Genomic DNA, 17,169 nt, shown 5'->3' on the forward strand with positions numbered 1-17,169 from the left:
TCTGCAGGAAATCTACCTGATCGAACGCTGCGGCATGGATGGCCTTGGGAACAGATCGCGATTACCGACCGCGATCACCCGATAGCGGGCAACGAGCCACGCATATCGCGTAGCATATTGGCATCATCACGCACATGATTGCCATCCCCGCCGGCGCATCAGCGGCCAACGCGAGCTCGTTATGCACGTGCCAGCCAAGACGGCGACAAAGATGACGTCGCCGGATGACAGACCAAACCGATGCTCCCTGCACTCCTCGCCCTGCTTTCGCTGCCTTTCGCCTTTCTCGCTATCGCTTGGGCGGCCCTGCAACCTCCACTCGTTGCCGGTGTCTTCTACCTTGCCAGCCTGGCCGTATGGCTTATCCATGGCGCGTGGCGACACTATGTCGCGAAAATACCTCCGCTGCCCATTCCCGGTGTGCTGTAAGCGTCCGCCCGAGACCGTCTTGACGCTCAGACCTTGATTTTGTGGAGGCGCAGATCGACCGCCGCGATGTCGAAGGCGGCCGGATCGAACGGTGCGCCGTACCATTCGAGCATGTCGTGGTGTTCAGGATGGTCCGGATCGGCCATTGCCGCGACGAAGTCGGCGTAGCCGGGTGCGCCGCCGACATCCTCAGGCGGGGTGGCGTTGGCGCCGCCAAGGCAGAGCGCCGTATCGAAGAGCGAGTCGGGTGGTAGGCGGCGTTCGACCTTGATGCGATGCTCCCAGTCGTCACCGAAGTCGTAGACGTAGCGGAAGGATTTGGCGCCGCCGAGCGCGGTCGCGAGCCGCACGCGTTGTTCGTTGCGAACGGGCTCGAAGTCGTAATCGGGATCGGGGACGCCATAGCGCTCGCCGGTGATCTCGAACTCGTGCAGATGGCAGTCGTGCCAGCCCATCACGGCCTGGATGACCTGATGCAGCTTCGGCAGCGTGATGGTTTCCGGGACCGCCACCCGACGCCAGATGGCCGGCTTGATCCTGGCTAGCTCGATCCGCAGTTGCAGCAGATGCGGCGCGGGTCGCGCCTTGGGAAGTCGTACAACAGTGCCCATGGTCAGGCGGCCTTGCGCAGGGGGTCGGATTGGTCGCGGCCCAGATTCCAGGGCAGCAAGTCTTCGATCCGGTTGATCGGATGCTCGGCGATGCGTGCCAGCACGTCGCGTAGATACGCTTCCGGGTCGAGATCGTTGAGTTTGGCGGTGCCGATCAGGCTGTAGAGGGTCGCCGCGCGATTGCCTCCGGCATCCGAACCGCCGAAGAGGAAATTCTTTCTTCCCAAGGCCACCGCGCGCAGGGCGCGTTCGGCGGCATTGTTGTCGATTTCGATGCGACCGTCGTCTGCGTAGCGGACGAGCGCCTGCCAGTGGTTCAGGCCGTACTGGATCGCCTCGCTGATGCCGGACTTGCGCGACACGCGCCGGCTCTGCGCTTCCAACCAAGCCCGCAAATCCTCCAGTAATGGACGCGCCTGGGCCTGCCGCACCACGCGGCGGATCGGCGGGAGTTCGCCGCGGACGCTCGCTTCGATCGCGTAGAGTTGACCGATCCGCGCGAGCGCCTCGGCAGCGATCGGCGAAGCCTGTGCCCGGTGCACATCGAAGAACTTGCGTCTCAGATGGGCCCAGCAAGCGGCTTCCTGCACCTGCCCAGTCGCATAAATCGCATTGAAACCCGCATAGGCGTCGGCCTGCAGGATGCCGCAGAAGGCGCGAAGATGGCGCTGCGGGTGCTCGCCCTTGCGATTGGGCGAGTACGCGAACCACACCGCCGGAGGGTCATTGCTACCCGCCGGGCGATCGTCGCGTACGTAAGTCCATAACCGGGCAGTCTTGGTCCGTCCTTCGCCGGGCGCGAGCACCGGCAGCGGGGTGTCGTCGGCATGGACCTTGTCGGCGGCGAGCACGTAGCGGCGCAGCGCCTCGACCAAGGGCGCGAGCAGTTGTGCCGATTGCCCGACCCAGTCGGCGAGCGTCGAGCGGTCGAGCTCGATGCCCGAGCGAGCATAGATGGCGCTCTGCCGATACAACGGCAGGTGGTCACAGAACTTGCCCACCAGCACATGCGCGAGCAAGGCCGGCCCGGGCAGTCCGCGTTCGATCGGCCGCGCGGGTGCAGTCGCCTGCACGATGCACTCGCAACGCGAGCAGGCGAGCTTCGGGCGCACGTGCCGGATGACCTTGAAGTGGGCCGGCACGTACTCGAGCATCTCCGAGACGTCCTCGCCGAGCTTCACGAAGGTGCTGCCGCAGTCGGGGCAGTCGCCTTCGGCGGGCGCATGCTCGACCGTCTCACGCGGCAGGTGATCGGGCAAGGGTTTGCGGGCGGGGCGTTTCGGTGACGACGCTGTGCCGGCGGTCGTGTCCGGCGAGACGTCTGCAGCGGCTTCGCGCCGGGCAGTCTCGATGCCCTCAAGGGCGAGTTCGAGCTGGGCGAGCGTGCCGTCTAATTGTTCCGAGCGGCGACCGAACTGCATCCGGCGCAGCTTGGCAATGATGAAGTTCAGGCGCGCGATCTCGGCCTGCTGGGCCGTCACCAGGGCCTTGAGCACAGCCTGGTCATCGGGAAGGGGCGTCGTCGCGTGCATGACGTGAGTCTACGCGATGCCGTGGCGTGTGAACAGCCTCCGGGGGGCGGCATGCTCCGATCTTCAGGCCGCGCAGTCGGGCTGCCAGGTCCGCTCGGGCCGACGCCAGTCGATGCCTTCGAGCAGCATCGACAGCTGCGCTGCGGTCAGATGCACCGCCCCCGCGGTCGCCTGCGGCCAGATGAAGCGCCCCCGTTCGAGGCGCTTCGCGAACAGGCACAGCCCGTCGCCGCTCCACCACAGCAGTTTCACGAGATCGCCCCGCCGCCCGCGGAAGATGAAGACGTGCCCGGAGAACGGGTTCTCAGTGAGCGCCCCTTGCACGATCGCCGCCAGACCGTCCATGCCGCGACGCATGTCGGTCACGCCGGCCACAAGCCAGATGCGCGTGCCTGCCGGCAAGCCAATCATGCCCGCTCGGCCAGACAGTCGAGGACCGTACGCAGTGCGTCGCGACTGACCTCGCCGAGCACCCGCACGGTCGCGCCGCCGATAACGATCTCGAGCGCGGCTGCCGGCTTGACGCTCTTCGACGCCAACTGCAGGCCGACTGTCGGCGACACGGTCATCACCGGCAGCAGTTTCGGCGCTTCACCCACACGCGGCCGAGGGGCCGCGTGATGCGCCGGGCCCGGCTCGCCGAACCACCCGGCACGGTAGTGACGACGCCATTTGAACAGCAGGTTCGCGTTGATGCCGTGTTCGAGGGCGAGCTTAGCCACCGAGACCCCCGGCTCGCAGGCGAGCGCGGCAAGGTGGCGTTTGAAGTCGATCGGGTAGTTCGGCCGCCCCTTGCGGGTCACCCGGGTGATGCTATTCGTGGCCAAAGTGGTCCCCACCAGAAATTTGGTGGGCACCACTCTGGGCGATCCCTGTCACCAACGAAAGACGGTGATGGGCGGACGCTTACGGTGTGCTGGCGGCGCTGGCCCCCTTTTCCCTGAGCGTGAGCCTGGGCCGCCGCCTGTTTCCGCTGGCTGACGGCATTTTGCAAAACGCTATCTCAGTGCTCGTTTGCCTGCTTGCCATCAGCTTGCCGGGAGCACTCCATTCGCGTCTTGAGCGCCTGCGCTTCCTGCGCGACACAGAAACCCCGCCACCGCCGCCACCCGTGTACGCTTCGCCAGCGCCGAAGATCGAGTGGTGCAAACTGCCCAACGGCCTGCATTTTCGCACCACCGAGGGTGGCGAAATCTGCATGGGCGGCCCCGTCATGTCCTCCCATCACTTTTCCAACGGCATCGTGCTGGGCACCGGAGCACTGACCCTCTCGGCCGATGGCTGCTACGCCGCTTGCGGCGATCTACGCCACGGCAGACCCATCATGCTCGCCGACCTGGAAAACGGCATTGTCCGTGCCTGCGAAGAGGATAGCGAGGTTCGCGCGATCCGCGCTGCCGGGCCGCGGCTTGCCGAAGTGAAGCATCTCCTGAGGCGGACGGGTAGCGTCCAATATGTTCGCGTCCACGGTCTATGGGTGGAGCCGGATCGCGAGATTCCGCCGGACCGGTTGATTGTCCCGGACCTGCAGGGCCGAACGCGGCTTTACATGGAGCGCCGGCGGGAAGAGGCGGCACTGCAGGCGGCCGACGACCCGCTGGCCCACCTCCTGAAAGGGGATTACACGCTCAGTCTCGACGGCAAACCGCTGCCCGTGCGTGCGTCGTCGCCGAAGGGCATCGTGTGGAGCGAGGACGGCGACATGCTGCTGGTACCCGCCCTTCCCGCCCAGCCCGATACTGCCGGCAGCCATTGGCTGTGGCGGCGAAACGGCCCCTCCGGCTGGGCCGATCCCCTGAGGTGGAACGTGAATGACAGTCTGCCTTCCGGCGACATGCGCGGAGTGAGCGCCATCGACGCTGAGGGCTACTGGGCTGAGCTGAACATGAACCGCCCAAGCGATACCGGGTATCCGCAACGCACCCTCAGCTTGCGTTTTCCATGCTCCCACACCTATGGCACCAGCCCCTCCAGGTGGATCGCTGGGTCCGACGAGCGGGGGCGCCTGGTGATCCGGAAACTCGCAGAGGCGGAGGCGAGCTTACGCGTCCGCCTGTCATGGCACGGGCGCGGCAACGACGCGACGCTCGAGTCCCGCCCCGCGCCCGGCAACACCCCGACGACGGCCGTCGCCCACTTCACCCCGCAGCCCAGGACCGGCGGCGGCCTACGCCCCTATCGGGTGGAGGCTGGCGCTGCCGCCGCCAAGGACGTCGCCCTGTTCCACCTGTGGTCCGACTGCGGCCGCTATGTGGCACTGCAGCCCCATTGCGGCCGTGCCGAGGCAGCGGACCGCTTCTTCGTCCTCGACACCGTCACCGGACGACACCTGGAAACCGGTTTCCGCGGTTGCGGCCTGCAACTTCTGGGCTGGGCCTGCGGCGAATTGCAGGTGGGAATCGTCGTGGGGAAGGTACCCGATATCCATTTCAGTTTCGACCCCTTCGCAGCGGTCGATCCGCCGCCCCGCCCGGAAGAGGACGGCAGCGTGCGCGGGGAGTGGCTGCTCACGGAAGGCCTGCGTTTCCGCGTCGCAGACGATGGCGAGCAACTCATCGGCCCCCTGTCCAAGCAAGTGGTCCTGACGCTCCCTCCCTACCCCAACGCCGCCTTTGACTTTCACTACCACGCACCGACCGGAGGCAGATCGGTCTTCGTGTTCGGCGCCCGCAACGAGTATCAGAACCAATACGACCAGGCGCAATGCTGCCGCTACCAGGCCCGGGCCATCACTTCAGACGGCATTTGTATGGAGGGCCTGGGGGTCGGCATGATCTGGTCGGAAAACGGTTGCTATCTCGTCGTCACCAACCGCGTCCCGCCGGACCATCCCGACTATCGGGATACCACCTGGAAGGCGCGGCTCGTCGATTGCGACCGGCATCTCATCTACCCCGAAATCTCCTTGGGCTGCATGCCGATTTTCGAGACCTGGTCCGGCGACAGCATCGATTATCGGCAGGTGGACGACGACTGGTGGCGGGACGACGTGGAAACGCTCCCGGCACGCCTGCCCCTGGCCGACCTGCTGGACGGCGAACCGGAAGCACTGCGCTACCAGGAAGGCTTCTGGCTGCCTGCCGGCAACGCCTGGCAGCCTCATTGGCGCGACGCTTTCGCGCTGGCCTACGGCGACACTTCCCGGTGCTGACGCTTCACCCTTCTCGGCGGAACCTGCTGCGATGGTCGCCGGATCAGGCGGCACCGCTCTGATCGGAGGTGAATTTGACCCCGTCGCCCTCGGGCACAACCGTGACACCGACCTTCAACGTATGCTCGCCGCCGCCCTGGATGACGCCGCGAAGAGGGGATACGTCGCCGAAGTCGCGGCCCCAGGCGAGGACGATGTGGCGTTCGTCGGCGAAGCAATCGTTGGTGGGGTCGAATTCGATCCAGCCGGCTTCGGGCACGAACACGGCAACCCAGGCGTGGGAGGCGTCGCTGCCCGTCATCCGTGCTTGGCCCGGCAAGGGGTCAGTGCGCAGGTAGCCGGAGACGTAGCGGGCGGCAAGCCCGCGCGAGCGCAGGCAGCCGATCATGAGGTGGGCGAAGTCCTGGCAGACACCGTGTTTGTTTTCCAACACCTCAACGACGGAGGTGCCGACTTCGGTGGCGTCGGGGTCGTAGCGGAACTCGGCGTGGATGCGGCGCATGAGGTCGCGGGCGGCGTCGATCACGGGGCGGCCGGCGCCGAACGAGGGGGCGGCGTACGCTTCGAGTTCGCGCTTGACGCGCACGCCGGGTGATTCGAAGCGCATGCGCTGGGCGTCGGCGACGGCGTCGCCGAGCGGGGCGGCGTGGTAGTCGAGGGCGTCGCGCACCTGCTCCCAGGCGGGGCCGTCGCTCGCCATGGCGAGCCAGGGGCGTTCGCCGACGGCGACGATCAGTTCGCTTTCGACGCGCAGGCAATCGTGCGAGGCGGCGAACTCGACGCGGTCGACCGGGTTGCCGAACGGGTCTGCACTGCGCGCGTGCGTCGTCGGTTCGGGTTCGATGCGCAAGGACTGCCGTTCGAGCGTCTGCCAGGGCAGCGGCTGCGGGACGAGGTGCAGCAGGTGACGGGCGGTCTGCACCGGCTGCGCATACTGATATTCGGTGGTGTGCAGGACGTGGTAGCGCATGTTCAGGCCGAGAGCACCCGCGCGGCGGGACGGACGTGGGTGAAGAAGCGCTCGGCGATGCGGTTCGATAGCGTCGACGAGGCGTCGTGCACGACGCGAAGCAGGCGCGCGAGATCGATGCAGCCAGCGCAGTTGGTGCAGCGTTGCAGGATGGCGCCGCCGCCCGCCGGGCGCCCTAGTTCGAGCTCGTGCAGCGAGAAGGCGTTCAGCGCGGCCACCGCGTCGCGGAACGCGGGGATGCCGTAGTCGTCGCCCGCCGGGGATGGGGCGAATTCGCGCTGCAGCGATTCGAGGTAGCGCAGCAGCATGTCGGTCTGGAACACCACCGAATGGGGGTTGTCGGCGTCGAACACGACGAGATCCAGCGTCGGCAGGATGTCTGGCGTGCGCAGATAACGCTGGCGATAGGCTTCGGCGCAGTCGGCCAGTTCCAGCAAGGCATCGACGCCAGCCGGCTGGCCGCCGCAGGCCTCGAGGAAATGCGCGACGATGCGGCTGCGGCATTGCAGGCGCTCGATGCGGCGACCGAGGATCAGGAAGCGCCAGCCGCTGTCGCGCATCATCTCGTCCATCGCAAAGCCCGACAGCGAGATGCACGCGAGCAGCACGCGGTCGAGCGTCGAGGGCAGCGTCACAATGTCGGACGGCGCGCTGCCGTCCGGGCGCTGGCGGCGCAGGATGTCGTGCAGGCGGTTGAGGGAGTGCCAGTGATCGAGCGACAGGCGGTCGCGCACCTGGGTCGCGGCCCACACGGCGCGGCGCAGGTTGTTGGCGAGACTGGCGGGGCCGTTTTCGTCGAGCGCGCCGTCGACGAGGCGGCGCGCGACGGATCTGTCTTCCGCGGGCGGGAGCAGGCCGAAGAGTTCGCAGTAGCCGACGGCAGTGGCGAGAACGCCTGGCTCGCCGAGGAGATCGTCCCCTGCCCCGCCGAGCACCGCGGCCCCCGTGGCGACCTCGCCCTCCTCGTTCAACCGGTCGCACGCGAAGCGCAGCAGGCGAGCACTGTTTTCGACGCGCTCGGCGTAGCGGCCGAGCCAGAACAGGTTCTCGGCGGTGCGGCTGGCGATCTCGGGGCCGGCGCGCACGATGTCACCGGCGCCGAGTTCGCCCTTGAGCAGGCTGAACTGACTCACCGGCACGTCGGACAGGACCCAGGTGTCCTTCGACGAGCCGCCGCGCTGCATGGACAGGATGTCGACGTCGCCGCTGCCCGAGACGCGCGTGAGGCCGCCGGGCATCACGCGCCAGCCTTCGGGCGTAACGACCGCATAGACGCGCACGCCGATCGCGCGCGCGACGAGGCGGCGGTCGAGGGTCGAGCTGCCGGAGTCGGGCATTACCGGCGCCTGCGACAGCTCCACCAGTTCCTGGCCGACGTAGGCATGCGGGCGATGGCGCAAGCGTTCGGCCCAGTGCGCGCGCCCGCGGGCGTCCAGATCGCGCCCGAACACCGGCTTCAGGCGTTGCGAGGGATAGGCGGGCTTGATGACGAGTTCGGCGAGATGCTCGATAACGTAGTCGAGCGCGGGGGCTTCGCCGCACCACCAACTGGCAACCGCGGGCATTGCGAGCGGCTCGCCGAGGAGGTGTTCGGCGAGCTTGGGCAGGAAGGCGAGCAGGCCCGCGGATTCCAGCACGCCGCTGCCCAACGCGTTGGCCATGAGCACGCGGCCGGCGCGCGCCGCCTCGACGAGGCCGGGCACGCCGAGCGAGGATTCGCCGCGCAGTTCGAGCGGGTCGGCGTAGTCGTCGTCGAGCCGGCGCAGGATCGCGTGGACACGCTTGAGTCCGGCGAGCGTCTTCAAATACACGCCGTCGCCGCGCACCGTGAGGTCCTGGCCTTCGACAAGGGGGAAGCCGAGGTAGCGCGCGAGGTAGGACTGCTCGAAATAGGTCTCGTTGTAAGGCCCGGGCGTGAGCAGGACGATGAAGGGCGTTTCGCCGCGATCGACGGGGGCCCAGCGTGCGAGGCTGTCCTGCAGGTGGCGGAAGAAGTCGGCTTGGTGATGCACGCGCTGATCGCGGAACAGCTCCGGAAACAGGCGCGAGACGATTAGGCGGTTTTCGAGCGCGTAACCGGCGCCCGAAGGCCCCTGCGCGCGGTCGGCGATCACCCACCAGCGGCCGTCCGGCGAGCGTGCGAGGTCGGCGGCATAGACGTGCAGGAAGTGACCCGAGGGCGGCCGCGTGCCCTGGCAGGGCCACAGGAAGCCGTTGTGGCCGTAGACCAGCGCGGCGGGCAGCGCGCCGCTGCGGATCAGGTTCTGCGGGCCATAGAGGTCGGCCAGCACCTGGTCCAGCAGGTCCGCGCGCTGCGCGACGGCGGCGTCGATCTGCGCCCACTCGTCGGCGGGCAGGATGAAGGGCAGCGGATCGAGGGTCCACGGCCGGTCGGTACCCTGCGCATCGGCATAGACGTTGTAGGTGGTGCCGTTCTCGCGGATGCGCTCAGTGACGAAGGCCTGGCGCGCGCGCATCTGGTCGGGCGTCGAGGCATCGAGCGCGTCCAACAGCGGCTGCCAGTGCGGCCGCAAACGCTCCGCGTCCGCCAGCATTTCATCGTAGCGGCCGGACTGGCGGGCGTAGAGCGAGAGCAGCTGGTGCGGCATCGTCGGTGTCAGGGCGTGGCCTTGGGGACTCCCCGCAAGTCTAGCGTGAAGGGGAACTCCGCGTTGCGTTGCACCGTTTCGATATCCACGGGACGGCCGCCCGGCGTGTGGCCCATGCGGAAGAAACGGGCGAGGCGCCGCGATTCGGCCTCGAAGGCATTGACCGGGAAGCTGTCGTAATTGCGCCCCCCGGGGTGGGCGACGTGGTATTGCGCGCCACCGAGGGATCGCTTCATCCAGGTGTCGATGAGGTCGAACACCAGCGGCGCATCGACACCGATCGTCGGATGCAGGCACGACGCCGGTTGCCACGCGCGATAGCGCACGCCGGCGACCGCCTCGCCGACGGTACCGATGGGCTGCAGCGGCAAGGGCACGCCGTTGACCGCGAGCACGTAACGGTCGGGCGCCATGCCGGAGACCTTAACCTGCAGGCGTTCCAGCGACGAGTCCACGTAGCGCACCGTGCTGCCTGCGCCGCCCTCCTCGCCCATTACGTGCCAGGGTTCGAGCGCGTGGCGCAGCTGGACTTCGATGCCGCGCACGGAAAAGTCGCCGACCTTGGGGAAGCGGAATTCGAAATGCGGCGCGAACCAATCGACCTCGATCGGCAGACCGAATTCGTTGAGCTCGGCGATCACATCGCCGAAGTCCTGCTCGACGAAATGCGGCAGCATGAAGCGGTCGTGCAGTTCGGTGCCCCAGCGCACCAGCCGCTCCGGTGCGTAGGGCTGCTGCCAGAAGCGCGCGACCAGGCCGCGCAGCAGGAGTTGCTGGGTGAGCGACATGCGCGCGTGCGGCGGCATCTCGAAGGCGCGCAGTTCGAGCAAACCGAGGCGGCCGGTGGGTCCGTCGGGCGAATACAACTTGTCGATGCAGAATTCGGCACGGTGCGTGTTGCCGCTGACGTCGATGAGGAGGTTGCGCAGCAGGCGGTCGACGAGCCACGGCGGGCACTGCTCAGGGCCATGGCTACCAATCTGACGCTCCATTTCGCGGAAGGCGAGCTCGATTTCATACACCGAATCGTTGCGGGCCTCGTCGATGCGCGGCGCCTGCGAGGTCGGGCCGACGAAGAGGCCGGAGAACAGGTAGGACAGCGACGGGTGGTTGTGCCAGTAGGCGATCAGGCTGCGCAGCAGGTCGGGCCGGCGCAGGAAGGGCGAATCGACCGGGGTCGCCCCGCCGAGCACGAAGTGGTTGCCGCCGCCGGTGCCGCTGTGACGGCCGTCGAGCATGAATTTCTCGGTCAGCAGGCGCGACTCGCGCGCGGCCTCGTACAGGTGAGTGGTGCGGTCGACGAGTTCGTCCCAGCTGTGGGCGGGATGAATGTTGACCTCGATGACGCCGGGATCGGGGGTGATGCGGAAGTGCGCGAGGCGCGGGTCGGACGGCGGCTCGTAGCCTTCGAGTATCACCGGCTGGCCGAGCGCCTCGGCGGTGGCCTCGACGGCGGCGACGATCGCGAGGTAGTCGTCGAGCGCAGCGGTCGGCGGCATGAAGATGTAGAGCGTGCCTTCGCGGGCCTGTGCGCACATCGCGGTGCGCGTGATCGCGGCGGCCGACTCGCCCGGCTGCGGCGCACGTGCCGACAGCGCGGCATCGCTCGCGAACCGGTCCGCAGCGGTCGCCCCCCCTTCGGGTTGCCCGCGCAGCGGCCGCCGCAGTTCGGTGTGCTGCGGCAGCGGCGCAAAAACCTGGTTGGGGTCGGGCTGGTGCATGTAGGGATAGTCGCCCTTGCTGACCCACGGCTGCGAGTCGAGCGGCAGGCGGTAGCCGAGCGGCGAATCGCCCGGGATCAGGTAGCAACGATCCCCGCGCAGGAACCACGGTCCGGACGTCCACCGCCCGGCGGTATCGCGGGCGACCGGCAGCACCGCGCCGACGGCGTTCGGCAGGCCGTGCGAGAACACGCGCAGCAGCCGTTCGCGCTCGAGCGGATCGTCGAGCCTCGCGTCGAAGGGATCGACATTGACCGGCAGGCGGCGCTCGCGCCACAGGTAGTAGAAGACATCCTCGAAGGCGTCGAAGACGTGCCTGGTGTCGAGCCCGAGCCGCTCGGCGACGCCGCACAGGAAGCGGTTGGCGACACGTTCGTCGGCACTGCCGGGACTGCCCTCGTCGGCATACAGCGCGGCGTCGCGCCACATCGGCTCGCCGTCGCGCCGCCAGAACGCGTTGAGCGACCAGCGCGGCAGCTGCTCGCCGGGATACCACTTGCCCTGGCCAAAGTGCATCAGGCCTTGCGCACCGTATTTCTCGCGCAGGCGGTGGTAGAGGTCGGCAGCGAGCAGGCGTTTGGTAGGCCCCATCGCGGTGGTGTTCCACTCGTCGCCGTCGGGGTCGTCCATCGACACGAAGGTCGGCTCGCCACCCATCGTCAGGCGTACATCGTGGGCGTCGAGTTGTTTGTCGATCGCGTGACCCAGCGCCTCGATCTCGGCCCACTGCGCTTCCGTATAGGGCTTGGTGACGCGCGGCGCCTCCCAGATGCGCTCGACCTTCATCGCATGCGAGAAGTCGCACGCGCAGTCCTCGACCATTCCGCTGATCGGTGCGGCCGAAGACGGTTCCGGGCTGCACGCGAGCGGGATGTGGCCTTCGCCGGCGAGGAGGCCCGAGGTCGGGTCGAGACCGATCCAGCCGGCACCCGGCAGGTAAACCTCGCACCATGCGTGCAGGTCGGTGAAGTCCGCCTCCGGACCGCTCGGGCCGTCGAGCGATTTGACGTCCGCAGTGAGCTGGATGAGGTAGCCGGAGACGAAGCGCGCCGCCAAACCGAGGTGCCGCAGGAGCTGCACCAGCAGCCAGGCCGAGTCACGGCACGAACCGCTGCCGTTTTCGAGGGTTTCCTCCGGGGTCTGCACGCCCGGCTCGAGCCGGATGAGGTAGCTGATGTCCTGCTGCAGTCTGGCGTTGAGATCGACGAGGAAGTCTATCGTGCGCCGCTTCTCGCGCGAGATCCCACCGAGATAGGCAGCGAAGCGCTCGCCCAGGCCCTGACCGACGCTCATCCTGTGCAGGTACGGGGCCAGTTCGATGCACTGCTCGGCGTTATAGGCGAGCGGGTAATTCTCCGCGTCGGGCTCGAGGAAGAAGTCGAAGGGATTGTGGACCGCCATCTCGGCGACCAGGTCGACCTCGACGCGGAATTCCTGCGTCTTGTCGGGAAAGGCGAGGCGCGCGAGGTAGTTGCTCTGCGGATCCTGCTGCCAGTTGATGAAGTGCTTGGCAGGCAGCACCTTCAACGAATACGACAAGATGCGCGTGCGGCTGTGCGGACAGGGTCGCAGGCGCACGACCTGCGGCCCGAGGCTGACCGGACGGTCGTACTTGTAGTGGGTGACGTGATTGAGCGCGACGTGGATCGACAAGATTCTTCTCCGCAATCATTGGGGGCGCCGGGGCCGCAGGCCCGTGGCGACGCTGGGGATGTTTTTCACTGCTTGTTCGGTGCGGTGCGGCGCGGCGCAACGACTTCAGATCCAGTCGGGACTCGGCAACTCGGCGAAGGCCTCGCGCAGCCGCTCGCCCCACTGGCTGCGAACCTGCGCGTAGTAGGCGTGGTCTTGATTGATCGAGATGTGCGACTTGATCGCCAGCGCATCGCGCTCGATGACGCACAGGTCGAGCGGCAGGCCGACCGAGAGGTTCGAGCGGATCGTCGAATCCATCGACACCAGCGCGCACTTGGCGGCATCGGACAGCGACGACCCGTAGCGCACGATGCGGTCGATGATCGGCTTGCCGTACTTCGACTCGCCGATCTGGATGTAGGGCGTGTCCTCGGTCGTCTCGATGAAATTGCCCGCCGAATAGATATTGAACAGGCGCGGCGCCTCGCCGAGGATCTGGCCGCCGACGATGAGCGAGGCGTTGAATTCCACGCCGAACTCGTTCATCGCCTCCGCGTCGCGGCGGTGCACCTCGCGCACGACTTCGCCGACATGGCGTGCAACCTCGAACATGTTGGGTGCATTGAAGAGGTTCGTCGCGTCGGGGATGGTCAGCCGTTCGTTCAGGATATTGACCACCGATTGGCTGACCGACAGATTGCCGGCGGTGAGCATCACGACGACGCGCTCGCCCGGCCGCTGCCAGATGCGCATCTTGCGGAAGGTGTTGATGTGATCGACGCCCGCGTTGGTCCGCGAGTCCGACAGGAATACGAGCCCCGTTTCGAGGCGCATGGCGACGCAGTAGGTCATGGCGATTGCTCGGAATGTCCCGCGGCCATCGGGCGACGGCCGCGGCGCTTCGCACGGGTCATGTGTTTTCCGCCTCACGCACCGACAAGAAAGTCCTCGCTGATTCGTGCACCCAGGTCGCCGATCGAATTGATGAAGTCCTCGAGCCAGGCGTGCAGACCGCGCGCGAAGATGTCGTCCATGCGCCCGTAACGCAGCGTCGCGAACAGTTGCCCGGCACGTCGCACGGTCTCGTCGGACCGGCTGTTGCGGACCTTGTCGAGAATCCCGACCACCCCCTCCATGCACGAATGCAGCGCGCGCGGCAGGTCTTCGCGCAGGATCAGCAATTCGGCGACGCGCTCGGGCGTGATCACGTCGCGATAGACCTTGCGATACACCTCGAAGGCCGACACCGAGCGCAGCAGCGCACCCCAATGATAGAAATCGGTGGCATCGACGAGGTCGTCGGCCTGGCTCTGTTGCGCCCCCGGCAGGCTGTGGTACTTCACGTCGAGAATGCGCGCGGTGTTATCGGCACGCTCCAGCAAGGCACCCAGGCGGATGAACTCGAAGGCCTCGTCACGCAGCATCGTGCCGAACATTGCCCCGCGCAGCAGCGAGGCGCGCTGCTTCACCCAATCGAAAAAGGCCGCGACTCCGCCCGCGTAGATCTCGTCGAAGCTCTGGTCGCGCAGCTGCAACCAGGTCTCGTTGATCGTCTCCCACATCTCCGCGGTCAGCGTGCCGCGCACCGCGTGGGCATTTTCGCGCGCCGCGCGCAGGCAGCTGTAGATCGATGACGGATGCGTCTCGTCGCGCACCATGAAATGCAGCACCTGCGATGCGGTGACCTCGTCGTGGCGCTTCGAGTACGCCAATTCGAGACTGTTCAGCGCGATGATCGCATTCCAGCTGCTGCGCTCGGTCTCCGGCTCGTGCGGGACCAGCGACATCTGGTAGGTCACATCCAGCAGGCGCGCAAGGTTCTCGGCGCGCTCGGAATAACGCGCCATCCAGTAGAGATGATCGGCGGTGCGGCTCAGCATGATTCGGGCTCCGATGCGGCGGCGGTTATCTGCATGCGAGGGCGGACGGGCTCAGCGGTGCGGCTCGGCATGGCCGTTCTCCAGCACCCAGGTGTCCTTCGTCCCCCCGCCTTGCGAGGAATTGACCACTAGCGAGCCCTCGCGCAGCGCGACCCGCGTCAGCCCCCCCGGCACCAGCGAAACCTCCTTGCCCGAGAGCACGAAGGGCCGCAGATCGATGTGCCGCGGCGCGATGCCGCAGTCCACGTAGGTCGGGCAGGTCGACAGCGCCAGCGTCGGCTGCGCGATGTACTTGTCCGGATGGGCGACCAACACCGCGCGGAACTGCTCGATCTCGGCCTTCGTCGCAGCCGGCCCGACCAGCATCCCGTAACCACCCGCGCCATGCACCTCCTTCACGACGAGTTCGGACAGATGGTCCAGCACGTAGCGCAGGTCGTCCTTCTCGCGGCAGCGCCACGTCGGCACGTTGTTGAGGATCGGCTCCTCGCCCAGATAGAAGCGCACCATCTCACCCACGTAAGGGTAGATCGACTTGTCGTCGGCCACCCCCGTGCCGATCGCATTGCACAGCGTCACGCGTCCCGCGCGGTAGGCCTTCAGCAAGCCCGGCACACCCAGCATCGAATCGGCTCGGAAGGCCTGCGGATCGAGGAAATCGTCGTCGATGCGGCGGTAGATCACGTCGACGCGCTTCGGGCCACGCGTCGTGCGCATGTAGACCGCGTCGTGATCGATGAAGAGGTCGCGCCCCTCGACCAGCTCGACGCCCATCTGCTGGGCCAGGAAGGAATGCTCGAAATAGGCCGAGTTGAATGCGCCCGGCGTCATCACGACCACGGTCGGGTCATCCACGCCGGCCGGTGCCACCGCGCGCAGCGTTTCCAGCAGCAGATCGGGGTAATGCTCCACCGGCGCGATCTTCTGGTGCGCGAACAGCTCTGGGAAAAGCCGCATCATCATCTTGCGGTTCTCCAGCATGTAGGACACGCCCGAGGGCACGCGCAGGTTGTCCTCCAGCACGTAGAACTCCCCCGCCCCCGCGCGCACGACGTCAACCCCCGCAATGTGGGCATAGATGCCGTTAGGCACCTTGAAACCCTTCATCTCCGGACGGAACTGCGCGTTATCGAGCACCTCCTCGGCCGGAATCCTCCCGGCACGCAGGATGTCCTGTCCGTTGTAGATGTCGTTGAGGAACATGTTCAGCGCCTTCACGCGCTGCTTCAATCCGGCGCGCAGCGTCTTCCACTCCGCATTGGGGATGATGCGCGGGATGGTGTCGAAGGGAATCAACCGCTCGGTACCCGCCTCCTCGCCATACACGGCGAAGGTGATACCCAGTCGGCGAAACGCGAGATCCGCCTCGGCGCGCTTGCGCACCATCACGTCCGGCGACAACCCGCGCGCCCAGGTTTCGAACGGACCATAGTGCGGGCGCGTCTTCGCGTCCGCGTCGTGCATTTCGTCGAAAAACAGCGTCGTCATGATGATTCGATCCGGTTGCGATTCATCGGACATCAGCGAAGACCATGCCAGGGTGAAATTCCCCACAAGAAACGCACCATTCCGTGCGGATCTAGCGACTTTCGCACGAAACCGCACCGCATCGGTGCGACAGCCGCCCAATCAATGTGCATCGCCATGCAATGCACCACGATGCAGCCCGCCCCCGCCCGGGTGCGCCGCAGCCCGAACCGGCTCCTCACGGGTGGGTAGACCTCATCGTAGGAAAAAATTGCCCGCACTGCTCACGACCCGTTCGCGCAGACCGGGCCCGAAGCGCTTCTCGACGCGACCTTCGAGCACATAGATCGCGGTCCCGTAACCGCGATGGCGACGCACCGTATCTCCACGCCCGCAGTGCTACACTCCGGCGACCCATCGAAGGAAACCTGCATGCTCAACGTTGTCGTCGCCGGCGCCTCGCGTGGCATCGGTCTGGGTCTGGTCCGCGCCTACCTGGCGCGCGGAGACCGGGTGTTCGCTCTCGTGCGCGATCCGGCCGCCTCCCCCGGACTATCCGATCTAGCCCGCCAATATGGCGAGCGCTTGCAGCTCACCGCGTGCGACCTCAACGCTCCGGCGACGCCGGAACGTATCGCCGCGGCGTTCAAGGATATGCAGCTCGACCGCGTGCTGCTCAACGCCGGCATTTCCGGTCCACGCGAACGGGACCTCGCCAGCATCGGCGAGACCGACATTGCCCTGCTGTTCCTCAGCAATGCCGTTGCACCACTGCGCCTCGCCCGCGCGCTGCGACCGCTTCTGCGGACCGGCGGCGTGCTGACCTTCACGAGCTCAATTATGGGCAGTCTGCAGCTGAGCGTCGGCGCGAACATGCCCCTGTACTCCGCCAGCAAGGCGGCACTGAACAGCATGCTGCTCCACTGGGCGGCAGACCTCGGCGAATCGCGCGATTTCAGCCTGCTGGCCCTGCATCCGGGCTGGGTGCGCACGGACATGGGCGGAGACGAGGCCCCGCTGAGCGTGGAGCAAAGCGTCACGGGCCTGGTCGAGGTCGTCGAAGCGGCCGCCGGCCGGAACGAATGTCGCTTCGTCGACCACGAGGGAAACACGCTGCCCTGGTAGGCGTTCTGCCGTCAGCGCCGGGCTACCGCAGCCGCGCCC

At 67.0% G+C, this 17,169-nt stretch carries 13 protein-coding genes; 2 read left to right on the forward strand and 11 right to left on the reverse strand.

What is annotated here, in order from left to right; genetic code table 11:
* Positions 1-455 precede the first annotated feature (455 nt).
* From AzCIB_RS16200 to tnpA, 4 genes are all read right to left on the reverse strand, one after another.
* The gene (locus AzCIB_RS16200; RefSeq protein WP_050415270.1) at positions 456-1,040 is read right to left on the reverse strand and encodes a plasmid pRiA4b ORF-3 family protein; all 585 of its coding nucleotides are present in this window, start codon (positions 1,038-1,040) and stop codon (positions 456-458) included.
* A 2-nt stretch (positions 1,041-1,042) separates the two neighbouring features.
* On the reverse strand, positions 1,043-2,572 hold the full coding sequence (gene tnpC / locus AzCIB_RS16205; RefSeq protein WP_050415269.1) for an IS66 family transposase: 1,530 nt from the start codon (positions 2,570-2,572) through the stop codon (positions 1,043-1,045).
* A 63-nt stretch (positions 2,573-2,635) separates the two neighbouring features.
* Positions 2,636-2,983 carry an IS66 family insertion sequence element accessory protein TnpB gene (tnpB, locus tag AzCIB_RS16210; protein ID WP_050415268.1) on the reverse strand — a complete coding sequence of 116 codons (348 nt, stop codon included), beginning with the start codon at positions 2,981-2,983 and terminating at the stop codon, positions 2,636-2,638.
* Entirely contained in the window at positions 2,980-3,399 is a 420-nt protein-coding gene (gene tnpA, locus AzCIB_RS16215; protein ID WP_083446906.1) for an IS66-like element accessory protein TnpA, read from the reverse strand. Before tnpA ends, tnpB begins: the two co-directional genes overlap by 4 nt.
* Before the next feature lie 86 nt (positions 3,400-3,485).
* Between tnpA and AzCIB_RS16220 the strand changes: the two genes are divergently transcribed.
* Entirely contained in the window at positions 3,486-5,723 is a 2,238-nt protein-coding gene (locus AzCIB_RS16220; protein WP_050416835.1) for a hypothetical protein, read from the forward strand.
* Positions 5,724-5,766: 43 nt separating this feature from the next.
* On the opposite strand, the gene AzCIB_RS16225 is transcribed toward AzCIB_RS16220, so the two are convergent.
* From AzCIB_RS16225 to AzCIB_RS24915, 7 genes are all read right to left on the reverse strand, one after another.
* Positions 5,767-6,693, reverse strand: a complete 927-nt coding sequence (locus AzCIB_RS16225) for a transglutaminase family protein (protein WP_083447042.1) — start codon at positions 6,691-6,693, stop codon at positions 5,767-5,769.
* A gap of 2 nt (positions 6,694-6,695) precedes the next feature.
* Positions 6,696-9,302: a circularly permuted type 2 ATP-grasp protein gene (locus AzCIB_RS16230; protein ID WP_050416836.1), complete on the reverse strand. Its 2,607-nt coding sequence runs from the start codon at positions 9,300-9,302 to the stop codon at positions 6,696-6,698.
* Between the two features lie 8 nt (positions 9,303-9,310).
* Positions 9,311-12,676, reverse strand: coding sequence for a transglutaminase family protein (locus tag AzCIB_RS16235; RefSeq protein ID WP_050416837.1), 3,366 nt, complete (start codon positions 12,674-12,676; stop codon positions 9,311-9,313).
* 105 nt (positions 12,677-12,781) lie between these two features.
* The gene (locus AzCIB_RS16240; RefSeq protein ID WP_050416838.1) at positions 12,782-13,510 is read right to left on the reverse strand and encodes a proteasome-type protease; all 729 of its coding nucleotides are present in this window, start codon (positions 13,508-13,510) and stop codon (positions 12,782-12,784) included.
* A gap of 74 nt (positions 13,511-13,584) precedes the next feature.
* The gene (locus AzCIB_RS16245; RefSeq protein WP_050416839.1) at positions 13,585-14,538 is read right to left on the reverse strand and encodes an alpha-E domain-containing protein; all 954 of its coding nucleotides are present in this window, start codon (positions 14,536-14,538) and stop codon (positions 13,585-13,587) included.
* A gap of 51 nt (positions 14,539-14,589) precedes the next feature.
* Positions 14,590-16,026 (reverse strand): circularly permuted type 2 ATP-grasp protein, encoded by a 1,437-nt coding sequence (locus AzCIB_RS16250; protein WP_157058513.1) that lies wholly within the window; start codon positions 16,024-16,026, stop codon positions 14,590-14,592.
* A 234-nt stretch (positions 16,027-16,260) separates the two neighbouring features.
* The gene (locus tag AzCIB_RS24915; protein ID WP_286130866.1) at positions 16,261-16,383 is read right to left on the reverse strand and encodes a cupin domain-containing protein; all 123 of its coding nucleotides are present in this window, start codon (positions 16,381-16,383) and stop codon (positions 16,261-16,263) included.
* Between the two features lie 54 nt (positions 16,384-16,437).
* Between AzCIB_RS24915 and AzCIB_RS16255 the strand changes: the two genes are divergently transcribed.
* Positions 16,438-17,130 carry an SDR family oxidoreductase gene (locus AzCIB_RS16255; RefSeq protein ID WP_050416840.1) on the forward strand — a complete coding sequence of 231 codons (693 nt, stop codon included), beginning with the start codon at positions 16,438-16,440 and terminating at the stop codon, positions 17,128-17,130.
* Positions 17,131-17,169 lie beyond the last annotated feature (39 nt).

Origin of the sequence: Azoarcus sp. CIB (assembly GCF_001190925.1) — a bacterium.
Lineage (GTDB): Bacteria > Pseudomonadota > Gammaproteobacteria > Burkholderiales > Rhodocyclaceae > Aromatoleum.

What these genes read in the sequence shown, in the direction of transcription:
- tnpB (WP_050415268.1), bottom strand. Translation starts at nt 2,983, where the DNA reads ATGATTGGCTTGCCGGCAGGCACGCGCATCTGGCTTGTGGCCGGCGTG.
- AzCIB_RS16225 (WP_083447042.1), bottom strand. Translation starts at nt 6,693, where the DNA reads ATGCGCTACCACGTCCTGCACACCACCGAATATCAGTATGCGCAGCCG.
- AzCIB_RS16240 (WP_050416838.1), bottom strand. Translation starts at nt 13,510, where the DNA reads ATGACCTACTGCGTCGCCATGCGCCTCGAAACGGGGCTCGTATTCCTG.
- AzCIB_RS16200 (WP_050415270.1), bottom strand. Translation starts at nt 1,040, where the DNA reads ATGGGCACTGTTGTACGACTTCCCAAGGCGCGACCCGCGCCGCATCTG.
- AzCIB_RS16255 (WP_050416840.1), top strand. Translation starts at nt 16,438, where the DNA reads ATGCTCAACGTTGTCGTCGCCGGCGCCTCGCGTGGCATCGGTCTGGGT.
- AzCIB_RS16230 (WP_050416836.1), bottom strand. Translation starts at nt 9,302, where the DNA reads ATGCCGCACCAGCTGCTCTCGCTCTACGCCCGCCAGTCCGGCCGCTAC.
- AzCIB_RS16245 (WP_050416839.1), bottom strand. Translation starts at nt 14,538, where the DNA reads ATGCTGAGCCGCACCGCCGATCATCTCTACTGGATGGCGCGTTATTCC.
- AzCIB_RS16250 (WP_157058513.1), bottom strand. Translation starts at nt 16,026, where the DNA reads ATGACGACGCTGTTTTTCGACGAAATGCACGACGCGGACGCGAAGACG.
- tnpC (WP_050415269.1), bottom strand. Translation starts at nt 2,572, where the DNA reads ATGCACGCGACGACGCCCCTTCCCGATGACCAGGCTGTGCTCAAGGCC.